Genomic DNA, 25418 nt, shown 5'->3' with positions numbered 1-25418 from the left:
AAGAGCTAACCCTTTTTACTCGCGACGTTACACACGTAACGCCTAAATTTTATGCTTCAGTATAGCCTACCACATCGAGTAGCTAAAGTATTGCTGATTACAGTGATATTGCTTAACTCGCATACTTTTCAATTCAGCCCTATCTCTCCACAATCCGGAAGGTCAGGGCACTTCTACTTTAGTCGAATTGTCAGGGGGGCGGCAACATGATTGCTGCTGTTCCCCCCCTAACAAGCCCCCCTCGCAGCATCTCCGAAGGAGCGCGCCCGAATCGCCTTCCAGGAGCACCCATTATCCACACAGAGTTAGATGCGGCGGGCTTAACGATAGAAGCTTATCGGGTCTATTGCCACCTGAGCTGCCATGCTCGTCCGACGTTTGTAGATGGTGCTGTCCATTGGGCAGTGTGCCGATCGCTTAATCGAATTGCAACTGAATGTTTTGGAAGCAGTTACCCAAATACCACCGAACAAGTTCTACGGCGAAAAGTCGCGGATTCGGTCAAAGAACTGCTCGATCGAAAAATGATGGTGCGGCAAAGGCACCAGCCAGGAGTAACGTTGGCAAACCTCTATTTGCTTCTCCCAATGGAGTGCTGGCAGGTGCCGACAGCAGACTTTAAAAACTCAAATATTCGTAAGGGCAGGGGTAGCAGAAAACCTGCCACTGATCCTCCCACGATCGCCCCTAACCAGGCTACTGATCCTCCCAGGATCACCCTTATTCCCTCTATAGATCCTCCCACGATCTATCTTGATCGCACTCAAAAAGTAACTGCTGATACTTTGTTAGAGGCTCCCAGCACAATATATAGATCCTCCCAGGATCAGGATCTATATATTGTTAATAGAGGTATCTATACATCCTCTAAAGAGAGAGAGAGAGAAAGCCGAAAATACTTTTTTTCAAAAAATAAACAGCCTGAACAGGATGAGTATTCTGTTGCTGCAATTGTTAAAACGGCTCAAGCTGATGAAAAGTCGGCTGACCACCCTCAAACGCAAGAGCAAGACGCAAAATGTTCCGCCGCCGTCGGTGCTTCCGAAAAAGCAAATTTTCCAAATTTTGATGCCAGTGCCTACGACTGGACGCGCTACGACAGAGCTGGCGATGGCGGTAGTCATTCTAGCTTCTGGGAGTACGTGTTGCGGCGTACACAGAATTACAGCGATCGCCAGAAGAAAGCTGGCAGAAAACCCGTTCTCAATTTGTTTTCATTTGCTCTAGAGCGAGTTCACCTTGAGGGCGAGAGCCTGTATCACGACTTTGAGATTGAGCAAGGCTGGCGTGAGGCACCGCCTAAACCACCCAAACCTACACCTCAGCGATCGCAACCCGTTAAGCCGCCAGTCAGCCAGCCAGCCGACCCAATTGCCCAATGGCAGAAGATTAGCGATAACCTCAACCTCCGCCCTCCGGATATGCTCCTGTCAGCGCTTGAGCAAGAGCTAAGGCATATTTCTCCCAACACCACGGCTAAAGATGCTGTAGAGCGAATGCAGTGGCTTCTGAGCGCGAATCCGCAATGGGGCTATGTCTTGAAGGACGGTAAGATTTGTCCGCTCGTTTCGCTCGTTGAGGAACAAGCTGACCTGACTGACCTGTTGCTTGAGGTGAAGTGGCGATTTCAAGAACTGAGTTTTGATCGCTCTGCTCGATCGCAGTGGCTGCAAGAACGATACAACACCACCCTACAGGCAATGAGCGGTCAGCAGCTTGCAGAGTGTTTGGCTGATTTACAAACTTTCAACAGAGAGCAAACATGAACACACCCGACTTTGAATTAATTGCCAGCAGGCTGGCGATCGCTGAACCCATTGAGATATTTATTACGCCCGAACGAGCTTTCACACTGGTGGCGCTCCTCCAGCTTTGCCTAAGGCATCCAGGTATGGGAGCCGTACCTAACGCAGCAGAAACAGCCCATTCCATGGCAATTAATTTGATTGCCAGATTAAGCGCGATTGATCCGGCGATCGCTGAAGCCCTTAACCAGGGTTGGGATACTTCGCTGGACTGTACTCCACAAGAGTTTGATGCAATGCAGCAACAGCAGCGCGTTGTCGTGCATAACTGCTACACGCTGCATGAAGTTAACGAAGATGGCAGTCAGTCTGAGCATCCTCTTTTGTCTCTTGGTGAACGTCCGCAAGACTGGGGCGATCCACGCTGGCACTACCATCGGTGCAAGGTTGAGTTTGAATCAAACGGAAATTATTACGTTAATCATTGCCATGTCTGGCAAGGAGTTGAGCGATCGTCTTACGAAGCCTTTAAGACGATCGCCTCGGCTTTATTTATGGCGGCATATCCAGGACAACCTTGGCAACTATGCGGCAGAGAATTTCTTGAAGAAGAAGATTTTTGGCTAGACGAATGGGGTAAGCGCCCTCCCCTTTACCAGCCTAACGGCAATGTTGATTATGACCCAGTTGTTCTATGGGATGAAGAAGACGGTTCTATTCGAGATTCTCAGTTACGGCAAATCTGTGAAGACATGTTTGGGGATAGCGATCGCAGTTAATTAAAGTTGAGTTTCAGAATTATCAGGAGAAATTAAACCATGTTTTCGTTCGATTTCTTAACCATTCAACACGACATTAGCAACATCGTTAAATCAGTTGCCGCAAAACGCTGGGAACGCCTGTATCGACAGAATCCTAAGGCGATCGCCGTTTATATTCAACGAGTTGATTTGCAGCTTAAAGAGCAAGCTACTTTAATCAATTGGGAGAACCAAATTATTGATCAGCTTAAGGCTGATTTGGATCGTGCAAATGGCAAATAAAACGAAATCTGCAATAGGACAGCTTGATCTGATTCCTCGCCAAATCGCTGTTCTTGCTTCTGGCGTTATCCATCTCCCTAATTTTTTGCTGTTGAGTGAGCAGAGTGAGCTAGTTGTAGCACTACGAAAATGGACAGAGGGTGGATGGTATACCCCAGCAATGCCCAACGGTGTGTCAATGGTGCATCCCCTTGCCTGCCTGGGCTATCGCTGGAAGCCCTATGGATATTTTGCAGCCCGATCGCCTCTCCCCGGTGAGCTAATTAATTTAGCAGTGCTAGCACTGACGCAGGCTCGATCGGAGGAGTATTTACCTTATTTCCCGCAGACCGCGATCGTGAACTTCTTTCCTGTTGGTGCATCCCTCGGAATGCACCAGGACCGGAGTGAGGCAGAAGAATTAATTCAGCAAGGAAGACCGATCGTCACATTGAGCTTGGGGGATTCGGCGATCTTTCGGCTGGGCAATATCAACGACAAAGGACTGCCTTGGCAAGATATTGAACTGCGATCGGGTGATGCGCTGATTATGGCTGGGTATAGTCGCCTTGCCTACCACGGCGTGATGAAGATTCTGCCAGGAACTGCTCCGGCAGATTTAGACATGAAAACCGGACGAATTAGCGTGACGTTGCGAGAGGTGCATTCATGAAAGTTTTAACGCTCTGGCAGCCCTGGGCTTCTTTAGTTGCCTGTGGTACGAAAAGGATTGAAACCCGTAGGTGGGGGACAGAGTATAGAGGTTTAGTTGCCATTCATGCAGCTAAGCGCCAAGTGGAAAATGAAGTGATTGAAGCGATTTATACCTCACTTCAACATTCAACCGATCAACAAAAAACATTGAGCAAGAAACTCTCTGAGCCATTGCCGCTAGGTCAAGTGGTGGCGATCGCTAACCTCACTGACTGCCTATACATGATCGACCCAAAAGACCCGCGCCACACACAACACCGATGGATTGACATAGAGGCGCAAACCCCACTTGAGCGAGCTGTAGGGAATTGGCAGCACGGGCGATATGCCTGGATATTCAGCGACGTTCTCAAGCTTGCTCACCCTGTTGATTTTAGAGGAAAGCAGAGGTTGACAGCATTGCCAACTGAGATCGTTGAATTAATCGAAAACACGAACGGATTTTCTAAAGGAAACAAATCATGATTGCTCAAGTAAAAACCACTCAATCGACTCGCTCTAGAAGAGGGCAGAAGCAGGCGGGCAAGCCAGATTTTCAAGAGTATCTGAAAAAAGGTGCAACTCTTGCGGCAAATGCATCTACTACGGTTGTTGCAGTTGGAGCGCGTGTTATCTGTCGCAGGCATCCTCATGCTATGGATGATTGGATAGTAGAAAAGATCACAGCAAAACTTGTTCATGTTTTTTCGCCCTCTATTAATCAAAGGGCAAGGCTAAGGCTTGAGCAAATTGAGCTTTACGCCCCAGAAAAGGCGTTCCCAATATTTCAGAGCGGCGATCGCGTTAAAAATATTTCAGAGTTGGCATCTTCAACCCAGAAAGACATAATTTTTACGGTCACAGGACGGCATCAAAATGGCATGACCTCTTTAGAGGACGATGACGGAATTAGTTTCTCGTTGCATTGTTCGGAACTAGCATTGGCGACTCCTGAAGATATCGCCCCTCTAGCCCAGCAGACAGTTCAAGTGGAACCAGAAAAACCAGCATTCTTGTTTGTTAACGAGGGCGATCGCGTTCGGGGTCGAGGATTTAGGAGAGGCAAGCCCATCATTGAAGGCATCGTGGTCAGCCTGGGTAAAGAACTCGTTGAGCTAAATACGGGAAGAGTCTATTTGGCAGGCATCGAAATCATTGAACAGCTACAGGATCAAAGCGCCCTCTCCCAACTCACCGCTCTGTTGGCTGGGCATGGTTTCAACTCTTTAGGTCACTCGTCCCAGTCTGGGCACGCAGACGAAGATCTTGAAAGTTACGAGGATTGGGAGATTTTTGTAGATTTTCCCAATGGCGGGGCGATCGGGGTTGACCTAATCCATCGGGCGACCTGCGGCTGGTGGAGAATGTTTGACGAGGATAAATTTGACTACCGTGAAACCGAGGAAGCAACAGCCTGGGCAAAAACGGTTGTCGATCGCGTTGAACATAACCGCCGCGTCCTCTCTGGGCAATTAAGTTTACTCGAACCAGCTCCAGTAGAATCTGATCAATTCGAAAATAAATTAGCAGTTCAGCCCGCAGAGCAACTCACTGAATTAGCACCTGAATTGGCAATTGAATCAACTCTAGATCAAGATATCGATCGCCTTTACCGAGAGGCAACTGAATCTGAGGAGACGGCTTTCAATGCCGGAAAAGCAGCACTGCAACTCTACCGTGAGCTAGGGCAAAAGCTAGAGCAGCGAAAAGCTGAAACCAAGCATGGCGGTTGGCTGCCCTATCTTCAAGAACACAACATTCAAGAGCGCAAAGCCCAACGAGCCATGGCGATCGCCCGTAGCTGGGATGCTCTAATCAAATCCGACAGCGTGACGGATTTAACCCTAACTGAAGCGTTGGATAAAATCAGCATTAAAAAGCTGCCAACTGTTGATCAAGATGAACAGGATAAAAAATTCAAGCTGGTTTGTGTGGCATATGACAGCGTTTATCCGGGTGGCTTTAAAGAGAATAGCAGTGGTGGATTTCCATTCATTTTTGAGGCTCCAGGCTTCCGAAAAACTTTTTCTAGCCTGGATGACGCACTCAAGCAACATCTCAAGATTTGGCAGCAATACGATCGCTACACAAAATCAAATCCCTTACCTACCTCTGCTCCAACACTCGAAGAAATCAAAGATTACTATGCTCAAGTTGGCACAGTCAAAGATTGGGGAAAAGGCTTTTGTGTAGAGCGCGATGACGTTGGTCCTCCTTTCCCATTAGGATTCAACAACGCGAAAACTGCCTGGGCTTATTGGGAGCAGAATGGGGCTAGATTGCTGGAAATAGCCCAACGCAAACCCATGAGTTCAGAGGTGTATGAAGAAGCTCAAGAGGCTGAACTATCAGAGCTAGAAGCGGTAGATGCAGTTGCTACTGTCGTTCCAAATGTTCCATTTTCTGCTGCATATATTGCTTCTTCTGCTGGCGATCGATCTGGGTCTATTACTGCTCAACAAATCCACGCGATCGCCACCGATCAGGTTACTTCTACCTTTGAAAAGCTTTCCTCCATGGGTGTCGATGTGGCGGCGATCGTAGAAATGGCAGACGTTCTAGAGAACTCTATTCGAGAGATTCTAGAAGAAAACTTACTCAAGGATTCATGAAAAATACCATGCTTTTGCTGAATCGATTTGTTTTTAGTGTTGAGCTTAGCCGGGAGCTTTGGTGGATCAATGTTCCAAAATCCTTCAACCGCAACTATCAACTATTTTCCATAACATGGGTCGAGCATTGTGTGGATGGCGACCCTCTGCGTGTGTCAGGCTTCGAGATCTTCATTCTTTGGATGCACTTAATTGTGGGAATTGCCTACTAATTATGAACTGAAGAGTCTGCGCAAACAGTTGGAAATTTTGAAGGGGGAAGATCCTTGACCCTATCGGATATCAGAAAATACATGGAGCAGGGAAACAGCCCGACACTGAAGAAACTACGATCGCCCCCTCACGCTTACCGCATCCCAAAGACTCACGCATCATGGGAATTAATCAGTGCGATCGCTGCCATCTGCACTGACAATGAGCCTGTAAAGAACATTCACCTTGATCCCGCTGCCAACCTCCATCGACTAGCGTGGAAATGGTGGGTGCAAGATGAATTACCCACTTATTGCATTAGTCATAGTCTCCTGAAGGACTTTCAGGAGACAGATATTAACGGGCTGACAAAATTAATTGACGAATTTTGGACGGCACCATTACCGGGAATGCTACTTCTCCTTCCCAACTCTGCTTTATGTACTAGCGAAGGAAATCCGATCCCCTACCTGCTTGTCGTGATCAGCGATGGCATCAACAAAACTCCCTTTAGAGTGGAGCATAAAAGACAGATAAGTATATTCTTGTCGGATCAATCTGAGTCTACTTGGATGACAGGTTTTGGACTAGGTGATAATGAGATTTTATTCAAACCCAACCCCAAGATAGGAACTGAGGCTACAACCAAAGAGGACGAACTTTTTCTAGCTAAGCTTAGAACGATCGTCCTGCAAATTGTACTGTCTTTAAGCTATCTTCCAGAATTAATTGATTCTGAAATCTTGGTTGCATCGGATGAGCGGAAGGGCTTCGGTAAGCAGAAAAGCGATCGCCCATTGTACCGTGTTCCCCGTTGGATTGGGAAGGATTATCAGCGACAGAGCTTACCTAGGATTAACCCGCCGCAGGGCACTCATGCCAGCCCTCATGCTCATTGGAGGCGCGGACACTGGCGGCAGCAATCTCATGGGGTGGGGATGAAGGAAAGGAAGCTAATCTGGATTAAACCGATCTGGATTTCAGGTTAAAATTAATTCAAAAGAAGCATTGAAGCCGGAAGAGAAGCCGTCGTGAACGACGGGGCTTTAGACCCATTTTCTCGGTAATTTTGTGAAATATCTAATCATGACTTCTCCTAAATTGACGCGTTCCCAGAATCTAGAGTTGGCGATCGCCCAGATGCATTTGGCAATCAGTTCGGCTTCAGACATCTCCCACACTGAGGAGATTCGGAAGGCTTCGGTAGTCTGTAGAAAAATGGAGCAGCAGTTTTCTACAGTATCTCTAGAGCCTATTCTTCTGGTGGATGTGTTCCCTAATATTGCCACCGCCTTAGCTTGGGATAATGCTCCAGCCCTGGAAACACACCAAGCCCGTCCAGATGCACAAAACTTCCTGGACTGATGGCGACTCCCCCCTCCCACGATCGCTCATAATCAGCATGAATTTGATCCATGTTATCGGTGTAGAAATCTACCGCCGAACCCGTGGTATGCGGACCCGATCGCCCCGAACTGGAAACAGCCTCATTACTAGCCGGATCTCTGTACCAGCTAGTAATCTGCACCTTCTGACCACCCAGATATTTCTTGGATATCTCGTCCATCAAGCCAGCCGCTAGGACGATTCCTTGCATCACATCATTGCTTTCAGGGACACGCTCACCTTGGCGCGTGGCATCGCCCCAGGTATAGAGCGAACCTGGCGCGATCGCCTCTCCTAGCTTCACATTGCCCCACTCTGGCACCTGAATATTACCAGTCGGATGAACGCCCACAGGCGGCGTAGTGACTACCGTTGCCCCCATCATCGCCTTATCATTCGGACTCCAGCCCTGAACCGTCAATGCCCCGTAGCCGCTCTGTAGTTGCAACGGGGTTTTTTTCGTGATCACAGGATTGCCTACGAATGCCGATTGATGCTCAACCCAATCTAGAATCAATCCCGTTGTATCCCCTTTTCCCGCTGCTACCTGTTTGATCGTGTTGCCTGATGCAATCAGTACCTCACCCAGTAACCCCGCTTGCTGGCTTGCAGAGTTCAGGCTAGAGGATGCGATCGCCGCCGTCCCCTGTTCACTTGTCACCACACCCGATTGATCCACAAACCTCAATCCAGATTCTAGAGCGGCTTTCTCCACCAGCGGGCTAGTAGCGGGGCGGCTATTCTCCCCGGTTGTTTCTGTGGGGAGCGGTGTAATTCCACTGGAGGAATTCAAGCCCAGATCGATCCTTGCGGTCTCTCCGAAGGAGCGCACCTGTAGCTGCGCAGTTCCTAAATCCGTCTCATCAGCAACAGGTAAAAGGGTAAAGGCATCTGCCGACAAATCATCGGGCTTTAATTTGCTAATTACAGGCGTTTCCCCTTTCGCGTTCACCGAGCTCCTCGTTGTATTTGCCAGTTGCGCCGACTGATCCATTACTTCTAGAATTACGCCATCAGGCAATTTTCGCCCAATTCGATACAGCTTGCCGACTAAAACATTCTGAAGATGATCGGGCGCGTAGCCTAGCTCTACCTGCACCTCTGCCCCTTCGTTGGCTAAAATCTGTTCCCACAAATCCTCGCTTAATTGTTCCGGCGCTTGTTCCGTTACTGGTTCAGATGATGAGCGATCGCCTTCAGGAGTGATCTGATCCTCCTGCCTCTTTTTGTTATTTAGGGTAAATTCTATCTCTGAAAACTGACGAGTATTCAGGCTAATCACTGGCGTTCCAACAAAATCGCCCTTCAACCTGGAAAACTCCAGCGCTCCGATCTTGATCCGCAGCGAATAATGTGAGCGCACTCCTTCGGAGAGACCGCGAGGATCGCCGTCAGTGAGTGCCGCTATTTTTGTCGCAATTTCTGACAATTTTTCCCTCCCCTCAAAAGTCTATTTTGGGCACTCTGAACTGATTAATAAGGCGACCCTTATGGCAAACTCCTCTGACTCCTCTGACAATCTAGCTAATTCTAATCCAACCCCTCCCGCCTGGGTTTGCCCTCACTCTTGTCCCTATCAAGCCGACGACGGGCTATCTGCCCTGATTGGTCGGGTATCCCTGCCCATCCTCACGGGGTTGTGCATTATGTGGTTTTGGGCACCGATTATTCATCAGGAAAAGCGATCGCTGACTCAGCAAGAATTTGGCATTGGCTTAGTGGCTTTATTTTTAAGCTATCAGCCCACTCTATTTGGTGAGATTGCCAAGAAGTTTATTCCCAATCATACCGCTGAAAAATAGTTAAATAGGGCGCATCATGGATAGTCTTTTAAACGAGCCAGCACAATGCATTTACAAAATCGGGGGAATCTGTCCCGTCGCTGTCATTCTAAAGAAATCAAAGGAGTGCAGTTTGAGGTCACTTTTGAGCGTTGTAATTCACGCCTCTGTCCTGTCGTTCAGATTGACTCAGCAACGCATCAAATTGAGATCCGACAGGGAGTAACCCGATTATTTCTCGGACAAATAGACCTGCGAATGCCTTCTAATAGTCCTGATGATATTGCTCTTTTCGTGATCGATCGCATTGAAAAAAGATTGATCCGCTGCACACAAAAAGATTGTATTGGGCTATCAAAAACTACTTCATTATTCGATCAAAACAGGCTGGCTTCCATGTTCTGGGCATCTCAATTAATTGATATTACAAAGAGCGTATTGTATGAAATTTTACTTGAGAATAACATCCCTAGAACTGTTTATGCAAAGCATCGGGAAGTGTATTTACAGGCTTTTCCGCCCTAACAAGAGACAAGAGCGAATCCCGATTTTACGCATTGTTCGGATATTTAAATCTAGAAACTTTTGTGCTCTTGCTGTCGTCAATCGATTGCAGCCCAATGCCGTTGCCACCTTCAGAGCTATTCCCCGCTACCTGGAAGATACTAAGGTTGAATTTTGGATTTGGTGTGACGACTGCCGCGACTTTAAACGGGCAAATCAGAGGCAAAGTCACTTCATTGCTGTCGCTCAAATCCCCCAGGGTGCCACCTTACGAGCCGTTGATTTCTGGTCAAAGAAATCTAACTATCTGTGGAAGGATGAGTTCGACTTAATTGAACCCGCTACAAAAAGAGACTGCTCTTACTTGGTTACTCAAATTATTGCCACTAGCCTCATCTGGGCGCGACACGACGAGATTAATTGGGACAAGGTGGCGAAAAAGGCGATCGCCGTGGCAATGCTGCATGTTCAAGAAAGTTGATGTTCCTCGGCAATCCAAACCTCCATTAAGCCATCAGGAATCGGTGCGATCGCCCAGAACGTTAGCTCCAACCCATCTATTCCGGCTGCTCTAATCTCTGGCTCGGCTTGATTCTGCTGAGTGACATCTGTCGATCGCGTTTGAATTACGGCAAAGCGGTTATGTCCTAACCCTGTAGACACTTGGAAAACGGTTCGTGTCGTGCCAGGGAAAGCCGTAATAACGCCGCCCGTGAGAGCAAATCCCATAATACGAGCACCGCTGCGTTGTAGCTCATTTAATCGTTCTGAAACGATCGCCATTTCCGATCGGGTGGACAGTAATAAATCGCGCAAGGATTGAGCAGTCGGCGCGGGTTCTTCCTCTGGAATGAGTGGCATGATATTGGGTGCGGTAATCGGTGGAACCGTATCGGGTAATGCGATCGGGATAGTTACAGCAATTTCTTGAACTGCATCCCAAATCGAGACAAGGTAATCTGAAATGGCAATATCATCCTCTAGCGTCTCTGCTCCTGATTCGGTGATGAGAGCCACGTTAAACCGAATGCCAACCTGCTGATACTTTGAGAGCGCCAGCGGTACTACAAAGTCATGTCCCTGAAGGCTCTCATGATCTAGCAAAAGGTTGTAGCTGTATAGGTATCCATCTGTGTGCGGCGTGATCAGAAATTCTAAATACAAGCTAGTGGCGATCGCCGGATTATAAACGAGCGATCGCTGTTGCACGCCCTGTTCATCTTTGTATTGCCAAAACATTGTGCAAGGCTTCACCGTATAAATCTCATCATCAATCTCAAAGCTCAGTACCCAATTATCGCCCCGCAGCATTTTACCAAGAATCGGATAGACTTCAGCCAAAGGTATGACCACCTCTGGCAAGGGAATTCGGACAGTTTCGATCTCCACAAAGCGCAGGCTGTAATTATCCCTCAGGTTACACATTTGGACAGACTTGAATACCTCAATTTGCTCAGTGCGATCGGGTGTTGCCGCCTTGGCTCCACTATAGTACAAATGCCCTTCGTTCCACAGTTGCGCCTCGTAGAACTGAATGGCGATTGGTGGAGTTAACCATTGATACCGCGCTGGCTCAGCTAGCGTAATTTCTGGCAATTCCAAGGCTGGCAACAGGTCAACTTCGGCACCCCACAAATCAATAAATCCCACATCTGGCAGAAACAGCGTGTAGTCGTAGGCTGGGATCTGATCTAGTAGCTGATTGGGTGGCTCGGCGGGTAAACCGGGAATTAATTGATTTTCCAGGGTAACAATCTCAGCCATCATGCCTGGGGTGCAACTCGACACCACCGATCGCGTTACCGATTCGAGGCGGCTGCGGAAACCGTAGGGCACATAATAAAGGCGATCGCCCTGCGTTGGGGTTTCCTCTCCGTCCCAGTGATCCTCGTGCCCTTGCCCCGGAGCAATACCAAAGCTTTCCGTCACCACCTCTATCTCTGTCCACTCCGAAACCACCCCCGGTTCAAAATACCAGAGATCGCCATACTGAAACCCGTCCACATTCCAGATTTCTTCCGTTAAAAAATCTTCCTGTCCATCATTGGCAGCCGCCAACACTAGCGGTTCTCGCAGACGATAACTTAGCCAACCAAATACTTCCGGTTCGGCATGAGTGCCCCAAATTTCAGGATTGAGCGTGATGATATCGGGAAAAATCTTGTTCCACTCATGCTCCCTTAAAAAGAAATGCATCCAGGGGCGTTGTGTTCCCAATCCTGAACCGGATGATTCCAGAATGGGAGCTGCTACCTGTTCTAATACCCGATCGCTCCACAGGGTTTGATCGTATTGCTGCAAGGAATCACCCTGCAAACTAAACCAGTTCGGCTGGTAAAACTGCTCGTAATCGCCAGAGCCGAAGTACTGTCGCTCTACCCAGGTTTGGAGATGTGGCGCGGCGTAATCGGTGTGATAGTGAAACCATTGCGGCGGGTCGCTGGTCATCGTCTCACCGAAGGGCAATCTCAGAATTAATTGATTATTTTCGTGTGCCAAGTCCCATTGCAGCCACAGGGCGATCGCCTCCCGAATGCCCCATTCATTACCCTTATTGGCAAAGTATTTGATTGCCCGATAAATCACCCGACGCTTCTGTTCTGTCGTCCATTTTGGGTTTAATCCAGTGCCTAACCAATGTCCATCGATCGTTGCCAGCCCGACGAACTGCCCTAGCCAATCAAGCCATTCGGCAGGGGCGATCGAGGGGTTAAAGAATATTTCCCGTTGGTCAAGCCGATTAAGAATGCTGTCGTATTGCGGTTGAAATGCGTTTGCAATATGCTCTAGCGTCCCCGCCTCGTCCACCAGGCGAGCATAGAGGGGCAGGTTCTCGATGATTTGGGGCGAGGGTTTTGAAGACATACCGAGCCAGGTTGAGGATGATCAAGGGTAACTTAAACTATTCCCTCTACCCTTCACTATGCCTGCCTTAAATGCTGCTTTCATTGGATCTGCCTGGTCGCTTTGGTCGGCAACAGACGATCGCGGGGGCTTAAATATTGTGTCCGGTGATCGGAAAATTGCCGCCGATATTATTTCCGTGCTGTTGATTCGCAAAGGTGAAGATCCCGTGCATCCGCAGTATGGCTTGGCTCCAGATTTGTTTGAGCCGTTGTCTAATTATGCGCCTCAGTATTGGGTGCATAATGCTCAAAATGAAATCATGCGATGGGTGCCAGGGATTGAGAAAATTACTGTGAGCATTGACCAATTCCCCGATCGTGAAAATAAGTTGGGAGCTAATATCATCTTCGTTCCCAAAGGCAGAGCCGACCAAAACTTGCTTACGTTTGGTTGGTATGCCTATACAGGGGCTATTTGGAATCAGAGCCTGGACAAGTTTATGGATGATGTTTCTTTAAATGGAGCAAGATTCAATGGCTTCACCTAATATGTACTTACACTATTGTATTTACATATTAACTAAAAACTGCTTAGATAGAAGCAAGGGCAAGGGGTGCAACCCTCGCCCAACTCAAAACTAACTAAGAGGATTTTAGCAATGGGCGTGATCAAACACAAATTTTCTTTATTAGCCCCTGGCAAGGTCGCCCAACTTCTCAAGGAAGAGGTTGCTCAAGATTTGGCGGTTGCTGGAGTGAGCGATAAACAAATTGATATCCTCTGTCTCAAAATTACGCTCGCTGTCAAAGACAAAATGAAGGGCGAGTACACCGTGATGGGTGGCTATCCTCCCAACGAGCAGCTTTTAAGCGCAGCGCGAGCCTTGATGCATGAGATGGATGAACGAGATGAATTGGAAGCGCTGCTCGAGGAAAATGATACTCCAGTCGATGCACCTGTTTCTGAGCCTTCTGAGCCAGAGCTGGAAGATGCTTATCATGTTGCCGATTCAATTCAGTTTGTCGGAAGTGAAAAGCAGGTCAATTGGGCACGAAGCATTGCAACGAACAATAGCCGCGCGATCGCTCAATCTGGAAAATTCAAAAGCCTGCCCACCGCTGCTAAATGGTGGATTGAGAACCGTGACGACCTTTATTCTGCGCTAGCGGGGTTGCCATAAATGTCGCCACGAAAAAGGGATGCGGTAACGCTCGCCCTCTCGCCTGATGCAAAGCAAAACCTAGAGGCGATCGCCTTGTCTCTAGGGTGCAAATGGGGTGATCGGGGTAATGTTAGTCTGCTGCTAGAGAGGATTGCAGCAGGTGATCTGGTCGTAGTGGATGAGGCAAATCATGAGCTTAAGGTGGGGCGATCGTTAGTGGAAGCAGAACAGGCTTTGCAGTCGGCACTGAAGGCAATTAAAAAAGCGAAAAAATGAAAAGGGCGGGCTATGCTCAGGCGATCAGTCTGCCTGAACACACAGCATGAAGCGACGATCGCCCGCCTCTAAAGTATATTTCAGCATTAAAAGGGAATCATCAGAATGCTTGAGATAATATAGCGGCATACTCGAATTTATTCACTCCACAGAGCCACGCCTTCCAGCGGGGCTTTTTTGTTTTTATGGCAGATACCGATCGCTACGGTTTAACGGCTTACTACGCTTTTGAAGTACAAAACAACGCCTTCGCCACGATGGACAAGGTGGAACGTGGTTTGCACAATATCGAATCTGCTATTAGAAACCTGGAGAAAACGAGCGGAACGGCATTAGGACAAAAGCTCAATTCCACATTCGGAGCAGCTTCCAACAATGTCCGAGACTTGGCGAACGAAGTTAAAAAAACTAATAATGTCCTCACCAGTACAGCAAGCCATCTATCCCCGATTAAGCAGGAATTCCGAGCGCTCAGAGCAGAATCTAGGAATATTGATTTTGGCGATCTAAAAAATCCAGCCGTCTTTGATCAAGCTAAAAAATCGATTCATTCTTACATTGCCGAATTAGATAAGTTGGAAGCCCAGATAACGGGCACGACCGCCGCCGATCGCCAGTTCAAATCTGAGATTGTTAGAGCAAAGCAGGTTGCCCAGAACAAGGTAGACATCTCAGGGCAGCAACGGGTCGGCGCTAATGCTACCGAACGGGCTGGCATGGCAACAGGAGTGGCTACAGCCGGGGCAGCGATCGCTATGCCTCTAGCGATGATTGGCAAAAAATCAATTGATACTTACAAGGGGTTTGAGGATCAACTTTTTGCCGTGGAAGCGGTAATGGATGCGACCCAGAAAACCCAAGCCAATCTAGACAAGATTAGAGATAAATCTAAGCAATTAGGGGCGACAACTAAGTTTTCCGCTAGTGAAGCCGCAGGCGGTTTCGTCCTTTTGGCTCAGGCTGGATATACCGTCGATCAACAGTTAAGCGCGATCGACGGGACGTTAAAACTTGCCGCTGCTGGCAGTATGGGACTAGCTGAGGCAACAGGATATACCCTTAGTTCCATTGGTCAGTTCGGCTTGAAAGCCGCCGATTCTGCTCACGTTGCGGACGTGATGGCAAAGACCGCTAACTCTGCTCAACTTGATGTAAAAGACTTGGGTGAATCTCTAAAGTACGCAGGTGTGAACGCCAAAACCTACGGAGCAAGCCTAGAGCAAACCTCCGCCATGATTGGGGTTTTATCAGAAGCGGGACTAAAAGGATCTGAAGCTGGGACGGTAATGCGATCGGTGTTTACCCGCCTCTCTGCTCCTACGAGTGAAGCGAGAAGGGCGCTAGAGCAGTTAGGCGTTTCAGTGCTGGATTCATCGGGCAAAATGCGTCCTGTCAATCAAGTTTTGAAGGATATTCACGGCGGATTGGGACAGCTTAATGATGGTCAAAAAGCCGAAGCCATGAAAGCAATTTTCGGTACAGAAGCGATCGGCGGCGCTCAATACCTGATTAACAACACTGGGAAAATTAACGCCTACACCGACGCTAACTACAGAGCTAGTCAGGGGATGGGAGCTGCAACAGAAGCAGCGCTAACTCTAGAGAAGGGAATGGGCGGCTCTTTCCGAAATTTCTCCTCAGCTTGGGAGGGAGTTTTAATTGAAATCGGACAGGTTCTAGCCCCGGTCGTTAAAACGGCTGCGGACGCTCTATCTAAACTGATGACCGCCTTTATTGGCTTACCTCAACCCATGAAAACGGGAATTGTGATTGCAGGCGCACTCACCCTAGGATTGGCATCCCTGGCAGTCGTCGTGGGGACACTGGCGATCGCTTATTTCTCCCTACAGCAAGCGATGGCATCCACCGGAATCGCCTCCACACTGCTTAAGAATGGGACAATTCCATTAACGGGAGCAACCCAGAAAATTGCCCTCGCCTTCGGCACCCAAGGCTTTGCCGGAGTAATGACGGAGGCGGGTGTGACTCTCTCAGGTTTTGGGACGGCGATCGGCACTTTTGCCACCGGAGCGCTGGCGGCTCTCACCAGCCCGATCGCCCTGACGATTGCGGGGTTTGTGGCGCTGTATGCTGCGATTGAACTGTTAACCCCAAGCATTAACATTCTGGGCGTGATTCTCAGCGTTATAGCCGCCCCGATCGGTTTGGTCGTGGGATTGCTCAAAGGGTTAGCGACAGGCTTTATGGATGCCTTCAAACCCATCCTCACGACCCTGCAACCCGTAGCGGGACAATTTACCCTCGTGGGTGATGCTATCAAGCAAGCATCCGCCGCCTTCGGCTCATTCGCGGGGGCGGGTGAAAATGTTGGAAAAATCCTAGGATTTATCCTGGGTAACTTTATTGTGGTGCCCCTTAACGGCATCATTGCGATCGTCAAAATACTAGTCGGCGGCATACAAGCGATCGGCGCGGTAATTGATTTCTCAATCATCAAACCGATGCAATTTGTATTGGTCATCGCCAGCGCGATCGCATCCCCATTTGTCTATGCAGCGCAACGCATACAGACCGCATGGCAAGGGTTCGTCACCTGGTTTTTATCAATGCCGCTGGTACAGTTTGCGATCGATATGGGGCAAGGATTAATTAACGCTCTAAACCATTCACCCACCGTCAAAATTCCGATCGCTTGGGAAGGGGCGATCGCTAAAATTCAGGGTCTAATGAGCTTCCTAGTCAGTGCAGCGCAAGGCGTTGGCGTTTTGCTCACGGGTGTTTTTATCAGCCCATTTCAAGCAATTCTAGGAGCCGCCAGCACCACTCTTTCGGTCATGGGTGAGATGTGGCAAGGATTCGCCACCTGGCTAACTGAGATGCTTACCGCCGTCCCTAGAGGCGTGGGAAATGCGTTTGAGAAGCTGATTCCCCCGTTCCTGCGAGATAACGGTGGTAATGGGGGTAAAAAGCCATCCTCTCCAGCGGCAACCCCGCCGACTCAGAATATTAAGCCGCCGCCACCACTGGCGATAAGCCCCGTCCCCAACCTGGCAAACTTTACCCTCCCCCCTGTGAGTGCGCCTATTCCACCGCTTAGTCCACAAACTAGCCAGCTTGCCAACCCGAAAAATGATATTCAACCTTTTATCCGTCCTCAGCCTGCTTCTCAGTCTGTTCCTCAGCCTGTTCCTGGGTTACGCCCTGCTGCTCCCCTTGAGCCTTCATCAGCACTTGCAACGGTATCACCACAGGTTACAATTCCTGTCCAAGCTCGTGTTCAACTTGAAACGATCGCTGTATTTGAATCCGTCCTTCAGAGCGTTACGAATCAGATACCACAGGCTCAAAGTGCAGTCACTCAAGGCGTTTCGCAAGTTGAGCAAGCATATAACGATCGCGCTTCGCAAGCTAAATTTCTAGGTCTATCGGGGCTATTTGATCTCGATTTAGCGCCGATAAAACAGCAGTTTATTACCCTGACTCAACAGACGGTGCAGTTTGCCCAAGCAACCGGAACCGCGATCGCCACCCTTGACTTTAGCAAAGCTCAAACCGGACTCCAGGGCTACATCGGCAACCTAACCAGCGCGATCGCTAATATCTCGAATCACATCGGCGGCATGAGTTTAAGCGTTGCCGCTTTTGGCATTGCCTCTCTCGCCTCATTCTCCCCCGTCATCCTGATCATGAGCGGCGTGATCATCATTGCCGTCGCCATTTCCAGGAACTTCCTAGGCTTAAGAACCATTCTTAAAGGCGTGTTTCAAGTCGTCTCTGGAGTTGTCCAAGGATTCAGGCGATCGCTGGTTGGCATCATTCAAATTGTTCAAGGTATCGGCAAAATTTTCTCAGGCATGAGCTTGGCTGTGCGCGGTGATTTCTCCGTGATGGGAGAAGGGATTAAACTGGTATTTAAGGGTATCCAGAACATTGCTCAAAGCGTATCAATTGCCGTCAAGCAAACCTTCCAAGGCTCGGCTCAAATCCTGCGCGGCGTGTTCCAAGGAGTTGAGCAAGTCTTTTCAGCGGTCGGTCATTCTATGCGGGTTATCCTGCGAATGCTGCGGGGTGATTTTGGGCGGATAGGCGATGGAGCGCGATCGGCGTTTAACCTCGTGAGAACCGTCTCAACCTCAACGTTCAAAGGGGTGGGCGCGATCGCCTCATCTGTCCTACAGGCTGTTGGTAAGCTATTCTCAGGCGCAAAACTTCACCTTAATCTAGAATCCCTGCGGCAATCATTTTCTAGAATCAATCAATTATTTGAGCGAGCAAAGTCTGTGATCACGGGCGGCATCCGGGCGATCGCTTCTCTCCCAGTTGTCTTAAATCTCTCTAGAATTTCCCAACTGCCTAATATCCTCACCGGGATTACCGCTAGAGCAAAAGAATCAATTAATCTTTTTACTAATCATCTCGGCGCTGTCCCAATCTCGTTAAATCTGGCTAAGCTCTCCCGTCTACCCAGCATCATTACAGCCATCACCAGTCGAGCGGGTGATACGATGCGGAGCTTTACCGATCGCCTTAACTCTCATTCCATCCACCTGAAAACCGCCGTCTTTGAGCAGTTACCGGGGTTAGTGACAGCCACCCTAGAAAAGGTATCCCACGGCTGGCTCAGCTTCACTCAGCGCCTCGATCAAGTTCCTGTCCTGAATGAGTTTAAGGCTTTCATTCACACGATTCCGGCGCTATTTACCGCCGCCGTCGAGCGCGTCCAAGCTATCTGGAGCGGTCTAACTAGCTCGGTGGGCGGGTTTATGGATCGGATTACAGGTAAGAGCAAAAAGACAGGCAAGGAATTAGTCTCAAATCTTGCCGAAAATTCTCCGGGTCCGACTTTTCAAATTCGCCAAAAATGGAAGGCGCTGGCGATCGCCCTGACTGGGCAAATGGAGTATTTATCGGCTCATGCTCAATCGACAGGCGGCAAAATTAGCAGCAGTTTAAGCAAGGTCAAATTCGGGGATGTTTTGCGCGATCGCCTCAATAAGGTGGGCGGCGGCTTCTCTTCCCTCGGCTCCGTGGTAAGCAATTTCTCCCCCCAGCTTGCCGCCCCCCTCTTTATCGCTGGAGATTTAGTCAGCAGCTTTGATTCTCTCTCAGAATCAATTCCCGCTGCCAAAAAAATGTTTACTGAGTTTACCCCTAAATTAGCAGGCTTGGGAGATGCGGCAAAGAAAGGAATTGCCCCTCTAAAAGGTGCGGGTCTATCCATGCTCTCTAGCTTGCAGGGCTTATCTGGGCAGCTCATCCCTAAATTAAGCCTGATGGCTTCAACCGTCTTTCCCATGGTTGCAACCGCCGCCAGCGCCGCCTGGACTACCGTTATCGCTCCGTTGCTTCCCTTCATTGCAGGCGTAGCTCTAGCGGTAGGCGCGATCGCCCTCCTCACCTATGCTTTCCGCAGTAATTTTCTAGGAGTGAGAACCCTAGTAGAAGGGATTGCCAGCGTCCTTGGCTTCACCCTCCTGATGCCATTCCGGGTGATTGAGCGGGTGATTACCCTCATTTCCTCCGGTCTAAAATTCATGATCACTGCGATCGCCGGAGCAGGTACAGCCGTCCGAGAGATGTTGCTATCCCCCTTTACTCAACTCTCTGAACTGGGCGATAAAGTCAGCAATATTTTTGGGCGGAAGCCAAAGGTAGAACCCGCCTCACTCCCTCCGTCTAACGTCGCCGAATCCGTCCTTCAACCCGTTAAGCCGCCTGTTGTTAAACAGTCCCCGATCGAGCAACCTCTAGTTAATCAAGCCGTATTTGAGGCTCAGAAATCCAATGCCATTAATCAAATCCAGTCTGCTCCCTCTAGCCGTTCTAATCCTGTTCAACCCCAATCTCAACTGGTTGCCACCCCAGTTTCAAAGCCCGTCCTGCCCAGTAGCCCCGCCCAAGCTCAACCGATCCAAACCCAATCTCAACCCGCTCCCACCCTGCCTCAAAACCCCGTCCAAGCCGCCGCCCAATCGCCTGCCCAATCGCCTGCCCAATCCATTCCACCTCAGCCAATCTCAACCGCTATTAGTAACGAATCAAAATTAAAGAATCAATTGATTCCTGAGTTAGCGAATCAGACAATCACCCAGACAATTACTCAAGATACGGCCCCAGCGCGATCGCAATGGACGGCATTTTCTAACTGGTTTGCAGGCGCAGCGACTAAGATTGCTACTCTAGGTGCCCAATCTGGCACCGCGATCGCTCAATCTTGGGGACAGCTCACCAGGACGATTGCTCAAGCCTTGCAGATTGCCCCGGTAGAACGATTAAGAGAGGCGATCGGTGGGGCAGTGGGACAGTTTAACGCTGCCACATTCTCCGCTTTTGCCTTCGGTCTAGCCTCCCTCACTTCGCTCAGCCCCATCATTCTAATTGTGGCGGGGATTGCCTTGGGAGTACTGGCGATCGCCTCTAACTTCCTGGGCATCAGAACAATTATTCAGGGCTTAATTAAAACCGCCAGTGGCTTGTTTAATATCGTGCGTGGCGCGGTCGAATCGGTTGCCGCCCTGATTAAGACTACCTACGAACTAGCCAAAGGTCTAACTCAAATCCTGGGCGGTATCCCCGCAGCTCTGACGGGCGATTTCTTCAAGATTAGAGCAGGATTTACCACAGTTGTTACGGCATTCGAGTCAGGCGGTCAACAAATAAAGGCAGCATTTACCCGCATTGGTTCAGGAATTGGACAGACGTTTGAGGGCTTATTGCGGATTGCTCGTGGCGTGGGGCAAGGGATTGAGCAAGTATTCTCCTTAATCACAAACACGTTTAAGGGCATTGGTAAAACAGCCAGCCTCATCACTTCTGGCATTGAAAGCGCCTGGTCAGTGCTACCCCAATCGGCAGGCGCAATTTTTAATGCAGTGGGCGATCGCGTTCATAGCGCCCTTGCCCAAATTCAACAATTTTGGTCAGGCTTAACCCTAAAATTGCCTGATGTAAATTTGGCACATTTAGCAAATTTGCCTGCCAAAATTGGTCAAGTCATTGCCCAATTTGAAAACATTTTCAGCGCTGGAATCCAGAAGGCACAAGACATTTGGCACGGTTTAGCGTTCAAATTGCCCACTATAAATTTGGCAACATTGGAAATTTTGCCTGCCAAAGTTGGGGAAATTATTGCCAAAGTTGGGCAATCTGTTCACCAAATTGGGACAATTTTTACCACTGGCGTTCAGAAAATTAAAGAAGTTTGGACAGGGCTAACCAGTCTTAACCAAGTGCCAATTCTGGAAAGCTTCATGAGCTTTGTTCATACCATCCCCACCACTTTTGCCGCCGTAGTGGACAAAATTAAAGCACTGTGGGAAGGCGTTGGGGACAAACTTAGCAGCGTGTTTGGATTCCTCAAGGGCAAGAGCAAGCAGGCGGGACGCGATTTACAATCGAATTTAGCCGAGGCTTCACCGGGCCCGACCTTTCAGATCAGAATGAAATGGGCAATGACCGGGGATAAGATTCGCGCCGAAATGGACGGGATTAGGCAATCCGCCGGAGTTACGGGGCATCAGATTGGCGATCGCATTACCGCCGGAATGAATCACGCCGCGCAAAGCTCAAAGACAAAAATGGGAGCGATCGGGCAACATCTCAGGACGGCAGCAAAAGGTAAAGGAGCCGCCGCGCTGGGTAGCACCAGCAGCTCGATCGGCATGAGCTTGAGCAACTTTGCACCGCAGCTTGCGACACCATTATTCATGCTCTCTGACCTGACTGATACCGCCAGCACCCTCGCTGATTCTCTGCCAGAAGCCAAGAAATTCTTTACAGGTTTAGCCCCCGGAATTAAGGGGCTTGGGACAACTGCAAAGTCATTTATTCCCATGATTGGCAAGAGTTTCAGTTCGATCGCCCCTATCATTGCTGGCTTTGGCTCAACCGCAATAACTACGATTAGCGCCTTAATTCCGGTCATGAGTGGGTTTGCAACAACGGCGATCGCTTCCTTCTCAGCCATCATCCCAGTCGTGCTGCCATTCCTGCCTATCATTGCGGCGATCGCTGGCGGCGTTGCTCTGCTCTATTTTGGGTTCAAGAATAACTTCCTAGGCATCCGCTCGATCGTGCAAGCGGTCGGCTCAGCATTCATCGCCCTCGGTCAATTAATCTCCTACCTGCTCAATCCCTTCCGAGTTCTGGCAGATATGGCGCGGGTCGTGACCGGAGCATTGCAGTTAGCAGTTTCTACTATTAGCGGTGCATGGCAAGGGTTTTCCGGTTGGTTTGGTGGAATGTTGGGCGGGTTAGTTCAAGGTGGAGAGAACGCAGGGCAAGGATTAATTAATGCTCTAAATCATTCGCCTACCATCAAGATTCCGATCGCTTGGCAAAAGGCGGTCGGGGCGATCGGCGGGTTCCTGGGCGGGTTAGTTGATCACGGGGTTGGGGCTGGAAAACTTCTCTCAACTGCAATGTCAGGAATGGCAGCGATCGCGGGTCAAACCGTTGGAAAAGCGTTTAATCATCTCACTCTAGCGGCTGCATCCTTCGGCTTCTCTAGCTTGATTGCACTTGCCCCGGTTGGCTTAGCGCTTGCAGGCGTGGGGCTGGCTGTCTTCCTAGTCTCTAGAAATTTCCTAGGATTAAAGACAATTTTCACCGCCGTCGCTCAAATTATCCGAGGGTTAATTTCTGGCATCACTCAAGCCCTCTCAGGATTAATTAATATTCTGAAAGGTATCGGCAATATTATTGCTGGAGTCTTCACAGGCAACCTGAGCAGAATCGGCACTGGATTTAAGCAGGTATTCGGCGGCGCGGGTCAGGTAGTCAAAGCGATCGCCAGCACAATCAGTACGACACTGGGCGGCTCCGTTCAGATGGTGAGTGGATTACTGCAAGGCTTGAAGCAAATCTTCTCAGGCTTCGGGGTCGTCATCGGTTCTGCCTTCAGTTCTCCCAGAGCAATGCTGGAAAAGTTCATCGGCATCATTGCTCAGATTGAAGCCAAGGTTAAAGGTGTTGGAGCTGCGATCGCCAGTTCCCCAATCGGTAAACTAGCTCAAGCGGTCGGGATGAAAGCTCGGGGCAAAACCGCCACGATTCCAGAAGCTCAAGAGCTGGTCAATTTCGATCAAAAGCTTAAGAACGCCCCCGCTGCGGCAAATCAAACCAGCGTTAAATCAGCGGCGGGTATTTCTCAAGCTATTAATTTGCCTCAACCCCTTTCTATCCCAGAGCAAGCCCAATCAATTGCCTCGATTCAAACTAAAAGATTAATTGATTCTCAAAATACAAACACCCAACCGCAGGCAACGCCCAACCGCTTGCAACGCTTTATCGGTCAGCCTTCAAGCCTATTCAACTCGCGCTCAAATCCCGTCCAAAATATTGCCACCCCGATCGCTAATCCTATCCCGATCGCAACGCAGGAGCGCCCCCCTGTTCGTCCTCAATCGGGTATTTCCCAAGCTATTAAAACGAATAACGACGCGCCCGCGCTTGCTGTCACAACTGGACAAAAAGCGACCCAAAGCCTTTCTACTGCTACGGATGCGGCGGGTTCACTGGCGGCGGTTCTCAGCACGATCGCCCCTGGTTTAGCCGCGCCGATTAATGGATTCGCAACTCTAGCATCAGGCGTTATGGGCTTAATTGCCACAATGCCGCTAATGATCAGTTCATTTGCATCATTGAATCTAGGCACCCTGACCTGGGGCGGCGTTACCTCTTCCGTCTCTGGTTTCGTCTCAGCTAGTTTCGCAAGCGTTACTGCAACCGCGTCCTCAATGTGGGCGGGGCTAGTTGCAACCTATACGACCGCAGGCGGTATATCTGGTATTTGGGCGTTAATCACCTCGACAGCAAGCGGTATTGTTTCAAGCGGGTTTGCCTCCGTCACTGCGATCGCCTCTGGCATGGGATTAAATCTGTCCGCCATCTTTGGTGGCTTAAGTGTCTTTAGTGCGATTTGGGGAGCAGTTAGTACAACCGTTTCCGGTATCGTCGGAACGTCCTTCGCTGGAGTCGCTACCGCCGCATCTTCCATGTGGTTGGCGGTAACAGGTCCGATGCTGCCATTTGTCCTAGCATTCCTGGCGGCTGCATCCCTGGTCTTCGTTGCCTATCAAACTAACTTTATGGGCATTCGGCAGGTTATTAATGGCGCGTTTGGTTTCATCACTTCAGTTCTGGGCGGTATCTGGTCAATCATCTCTGGAACCGTAGGCGCGATCGCCAGCATTATTGGTTCTATTCTCATGCAACCGATTCAGGCGATCGGTGCAGCGTTTAACGACATTGGGGGAGCATTCGGAGATTTATTTAATGCTTTTATTACACCCCTACAGCCCATGATCCAAGCTGTGCAAGGGTTCTTCTCGATGTTCAATCAGAATACAAATCAGAGCGCTAGCACATTAAACGTCATAAAAGCCGCGCTTGAGTTGGCATTCTTGCCCATCCGAATCATCTTCTCTGTGATCTCGACGGGCATCCGAGTTGTGGGACTGGCGATCGCAGGTATCGTTCGCATCGTCGGTATTCTGGTTTCAGTTCTGATGATTCCCGTCCGCATTTTGGGCGTATTCGTTGGCATCTTTCAGGCGATCGGCACCGCATTCTACTCAGCATTAATCCAGCCCGTTCTGACCTTCGTGGGGTTAATCCAAGGCATTGCCTCATTCTTTATTAACCTACCAGGATTAGTCGCTAACGCGATTTCTGCACCCTTTAGAGCGATTCAATCCTTCATTCAAGGTATCGGGCAAGCGATCGCAGGTATCCCAATTCTCGGCTCCATCTTCACCGCAATCTCAGGCGTTCAGCCTCAGCCCCAGCAAAATCAAACGCCCGTCCAGCGCTTTGCTAAGGGTGGATTAGTTCAAGGCTCTGGAGGTACAGATAGTCAAAATGCATTAGTTACTCCTGGAGAATTCATTCTCAACCCGATCGCCTCCCAAATATTCAGACCGATTCTAGAGGGCATGAACGGCGGCGCGACCTCTTTAATGCAGCTCATCCCCCAACTTCCACCCATTCCTATTCCCCTACCCGTCCCGGTTCCCGTGGGCGATCGCGGCAATAGTTCTCTTCCCCCTATCTCTTTACAACTCAATTTTGGGGACATTGTAATTGGGCAGGGGGGCGATCGCTCTAATCAAGATTCTATGGCGATCGTGTCCGAGTTCATGGATAAAATTGCTCCCCTGCTAGAGCGTCAAGTCGTGGATATTCTGAGGGCAACCCTGGAAAAGGCGCGATAAAAGTTGGTTGATTCTGAAGCTGAT

Annotated in this window: 18 protein-coding genes; 16 read left to right on the top strand and 2 right to left on the bottom strand. The window is 49.4% G+C overall.

Annotated elements, in window-relative coordinates; all coding sequences use genetic code 11:
* The first annotated feature begins 206 nt into the window (after positions 1-206).
* From KME11_05235 to KME11_05195, 9 genes are all read left to right on the top strand, one after another.
* On the top strand, positions 207-1766 hold the full coding sequence (locus KME11_05235) for a hypothetical protein (protein MBW4514610.1): 1560 nt from the start codon (positions 207-209) through the stop codon (positions 1764-1766).
* Positions 1763-2524 carry a hypothetical protein gene (locus tag KME11_05230; GenBank protein ID MBW4514609.1) on the top strand — a complete coding sequence of 254 codons (762 nt, stop codon included), beginning with the start codon at positions 1763-1765 and terminating at the stop codon, positions 2522-2524. Before KME11_05235 ends, KME11_05230 begins: the two co-directional genes overlap by 4 nt.
* Positions 2525-2563: 39 nt before the next feature.
* Complete coding sequence (locus KME11_05225; GenBank protein MBW4514608.1) at positions 2564-2788, top strand: hypothetical protein; 225 nt, start codon at positions 2564-2566, stop codon at positions 2786-2788.
* Complete coding sequence (locus KME11_05220) at positions 2778-3440, top strand: alpha-ketoglutarate-dependent dioxygenase AlkB (GenBank protein MBW4514607.1); 663 nt, start codon at positions 2778-2780, stop codon at positions 3438-3440. The genes KME11_05225 and KME11_05220 overlap by 11 nt, the downstream gene beginning before the upstream one ends.
* The gene (locus tag KME11_05215; GenBank protein MBW4514606.1) at positions 3437-3946 is read left to right on the top strand and encodes an ASCH domain-containing protein; all 510 of its coding nucleotides are present in this window, start codon (positions 3437-3439) and stop codon (positions 3944-3946) included. Before KME11_05220 ends, KME11_05215 begins: the two co-directional genes overlap by 4 nt.
* Positions 3943-6072 carry a hypothetical protein gene (locus KME11_05210; protein ID MBW4514605.1) on the top strand — a complete coding sequence of 710 codons (2130 nt, stop codon included), beginning with the start codon at positions 3943-3945 and terminating at the stop codon, positions 6070-6072. The genes KME11_05215 and KME11_05210 overlap by 4 nt, the downstream gene beginning before the upstream one ends.
* A complete protein-coding gene (locus KME11_05205; GenBank protein ID MBW4514604.1) occupies positions 6069-6284 on the top strand; it encodes a hypothetical protein in 216 nt (71 codons plus the stop codon). Before KME11_05210 ends, KME11_05205 begins: the two co-directional genes overlap by 4 nt.
* A gap of 81 nt (positions 6285-6365) precedes the next feature.
* Positions 6366-7253 (top strand): hypothetical protein, encoded by an 888-nt coding sequence (locus KME11_05200; protein ID MBW4514603.1) that lies wholly within the window; start codon positions 6366-6368, stop codon positions 7251-7253.
* Positions 7254-7350: 97 nt separating this feature from the next.
* Entirely contained in the window at positions 7351-7629 is a 279-nt protein-coding gene (locus KME11_05195) for a hypothetical protein (GenBank protein MBW4514602.1), read from the top strand.
* Here KME11_05195 and KME11_05190 read toward each other — a convergent pair.
* Positions 7541-9079 (bottom strand): DUF882 domain-containing protein, encoded by a 1539-nt coding sequence (locus KME11_05190; GenBank protein MBW4514601.1) that lies wholly within the window; start codon positions 9077-9079, stop codon positions 7541-7543. The genes KME11_05195 and KME11_05190 overlap by 89 nt on opposite strands.
* Positions 9080-9140: 61 nt before the next feature.
* Between KME11_05190 and KME11_05185 the strand changes: the two genes are divergently transcribed.
* The 3 genes from KME11_05185 to KME11_05175 are packed head-to-tail and all read left to right on the top strand — an operon-like array spanning position 9141 to position 10416.
* Complete coding sequence (locus KME11_05185) at positions 9141-9452, top strand: hypothetical protein (protein ID MBW4514600.1); 312 nt, start codon at positions 9141-9143, stop codon at positions 9450-9452.
* 45 nt (positions 9453-9497) lie between these two features.
* A complete protein-coding gene (locus KME11_05180) occupies positions 9498-9956 on the top strand; it encodes a hypothetical protein (protein MBW4514599.1) in 459 nt (152 codons plus the stop codon).
* On the top strand, positions 9913-10416 hold the full coding sequence (locus tag KME11_05175; GenBank protein MBW4514598.1) for a hypothetical protein: 504 nt from the start codon (positions 9913-9915) through the stop codon (positions 10414-10416). Before KME11_05180 ends, KME11_05175 begins: the two co-directional genes overlap by 44 nt.
* Here KME11_05175 and KME11_05170 read toward each other — a convergent pair.
* Positions 10404-12800, bottom strand: coding sequence for a hypothetical protein (locus KME11_05170; protein MBW4514597.1), 2397 nt, complete (start codon positions 12798-12800; stop codon positions 10404-10406). The genes KME11_05175 and KME11_05170 overlap by 13 nt on opposite strands.
* 58 nt (positions 12801-12858) lie before the next feature.
* Here KME11_05170 and KME11_05165 point away from each other — a divergent pair, with 58 nt between their 5' ends.
* From KME11_05165 to KME11_05150, 4 genes are all read left to right on the top strand, one after another.
* Entirely contained in the window at positions 12859-13329 is a 471-nt protein-coding gene (locus KME11_05165) for a GPW/gp25 family protein (GenBank protein MBW4514596.1), read from the top strand.
* A gap of 111 nt (positions 13330-13440) precedes the next feature.
* Positions 13441-13962 carry a hypothetical protein gene (locus tag KME11_05160; GenBank protein MBW4514595.1) on the top strand — a complete coding sequence of 174 codons (522 nt, stop codon included), beginning with the start codon at positions 13441-13443 and terminating at the stop codon, positions 13960-13962.
* Positions 13963-14220, top strand: a complete 258-nt coding sequence (locus KME11_05155) for a hypothetical protein (GenBank protein MBW4514594.1) — start codon at positions 13963-13965, stop codon at positions 14218-14220.
* 185 nt (positions 14221-14405) lie between these two features.
* Positions 14406-25394 (top strand): phage tail tape measure protein, encoded by a 10989-nt coding sequence (locus KME11_05150; protein ID MBW4514593.1) that lies wholly within the window; start codon positions 14406-14408, stop codon positions 25392-25394.
* Positions 25395-25418: the final 24 nt, after the last annotated feature.

It is taken from the genome of Timaviella obliquedivisa GSE-PSE-MK23-08B (genome assembly GCA_019358855.1).
Taxonomy (GTDB): domain Bacteria; phylum Cyanobacteriota; class Cyanobacteriia; order Elainellales; family Elainellaceae; genus Timaviella; species Timaviella obliquedivisa.
The sequence above is the reverse complement of the archived record's forward strand: the minus strand, read 5'-3'. Positions and strand labels throughout refer to the sequence as shown.

Bases quoted from the DNA above. Each gene is read 5' to 3' on its own strand.
- KME11_05235 (MBW4514610.1), top strand. From the start codon at position 207: ATGATTGCTGCTGTTCCCCCCCTAACAAGCCCCCCTCGCAGCATCTCC.
- KME11_05230 (MBW4514609.1), top strand. From the start codon at position 1,763: ATGAACACACCCGACTTTGAATTAATTGCCAGCAGGCTGGCGATCGCT.
- KME11_05225 (MBW4514608.1), top strand. From the start codon at position 2,564: ATGTTTTCGTTCGATTTCTTAACCATTCAACACGACATTAGCAACATC.
- KME11_05220 (MBW4514607.1), top strand. From the start codon at position 2,778: ATGGCAAATAAAACGAAATCTGCAATAGGACAGCTTGATCTGATTCCT.
- KME11_05215 (MBW4514606.1), top strand. From the start codon at position 3,437: ATGAAAGTTTTAACGCTCTGGCAGCCCTGGGCTTCTTTAGTTGCCTGT.
- KME11_05210 (MBW4514605.1), top strand. From the start codon at position 3,943: ATGATTGCTCAAGTAAAAACCACTCAATCGACTCGCTCTAGAAGAGGG.
- KME11_05205 (MBW4514604.1), top strand. From the start codon at position 6,069: ATGAAAAATACCATGCTTTTGCTGAATCGATTTGTTTTTAGTGTTGAG.
- KME11_05200 (MBW4514603.1), top strand. From the start codon at position 6,366: ATGGAGCAGGGAAACAGCCCGACACTGAAGAAACTACGATCGCCCCCT.
- KME11_05195 (MBW4514602.1), top strand. From the start codon at position 7,351: ATGACTTCTCCTAAATTGACGCGTTCCCAGAATCTAGAGTTGGCGATC.
- KME11_05185 (MBW4514600.1), top strand. From the start codon at position 9,141: ATGGCAAACTCCTCTGACTCCTCTGACAATCTAGCTAATTCTAATCCA.
- KME11_05180 (MBW4514599.1), top strand. From the start codon at position 9,498: ATGCATTTACAAAATCGGGGGAATCTGTCCCGTCGCTGTCATTCTAAA.
- KME11_05175 (MBW4514598.1), top strand. From the start codon at position 9,913: ATGCAAAGCATCGGGAAGTGTATTTACAGGCTTTTCCGCCCTAACAAG.
- KME11_05170 (MBW4514597.1), bottom strand. From the start codon at position 12,800: ATGTCTTCAAAACCCTCGCCCCAAATCATCGAGAACCTGCCCCTCTAT.
- KME11_05165 (MBW4514596.1), top strand. From the start codon at position 12,859: ATGCCTGCCTTAAATGCTGCTTTCATTGGATCTGCCTGGTCGCTTTGG.
- KME11_05160 (MBW4514595.1), top strand. From the start codon at position 13,441: ATGGGCGTGATCAAACACAAATTTTCTTTATTAGCCCCTGGCAAGGTC.
- KME11_05155 (MBW4514594.1), top strand. From the start codon at position 13,963: ATGTCGCCACGAAAAAGGGATGCGGTAACGCTCGCCCTCTCGCCTGAT.
- KME11_05150 (MBW4514593.1), top strand. From the start codon at position 14,406: ATGGCAGATACCGATCGCTACGGTTTAACGGCTTACTACGCTTTTGAA.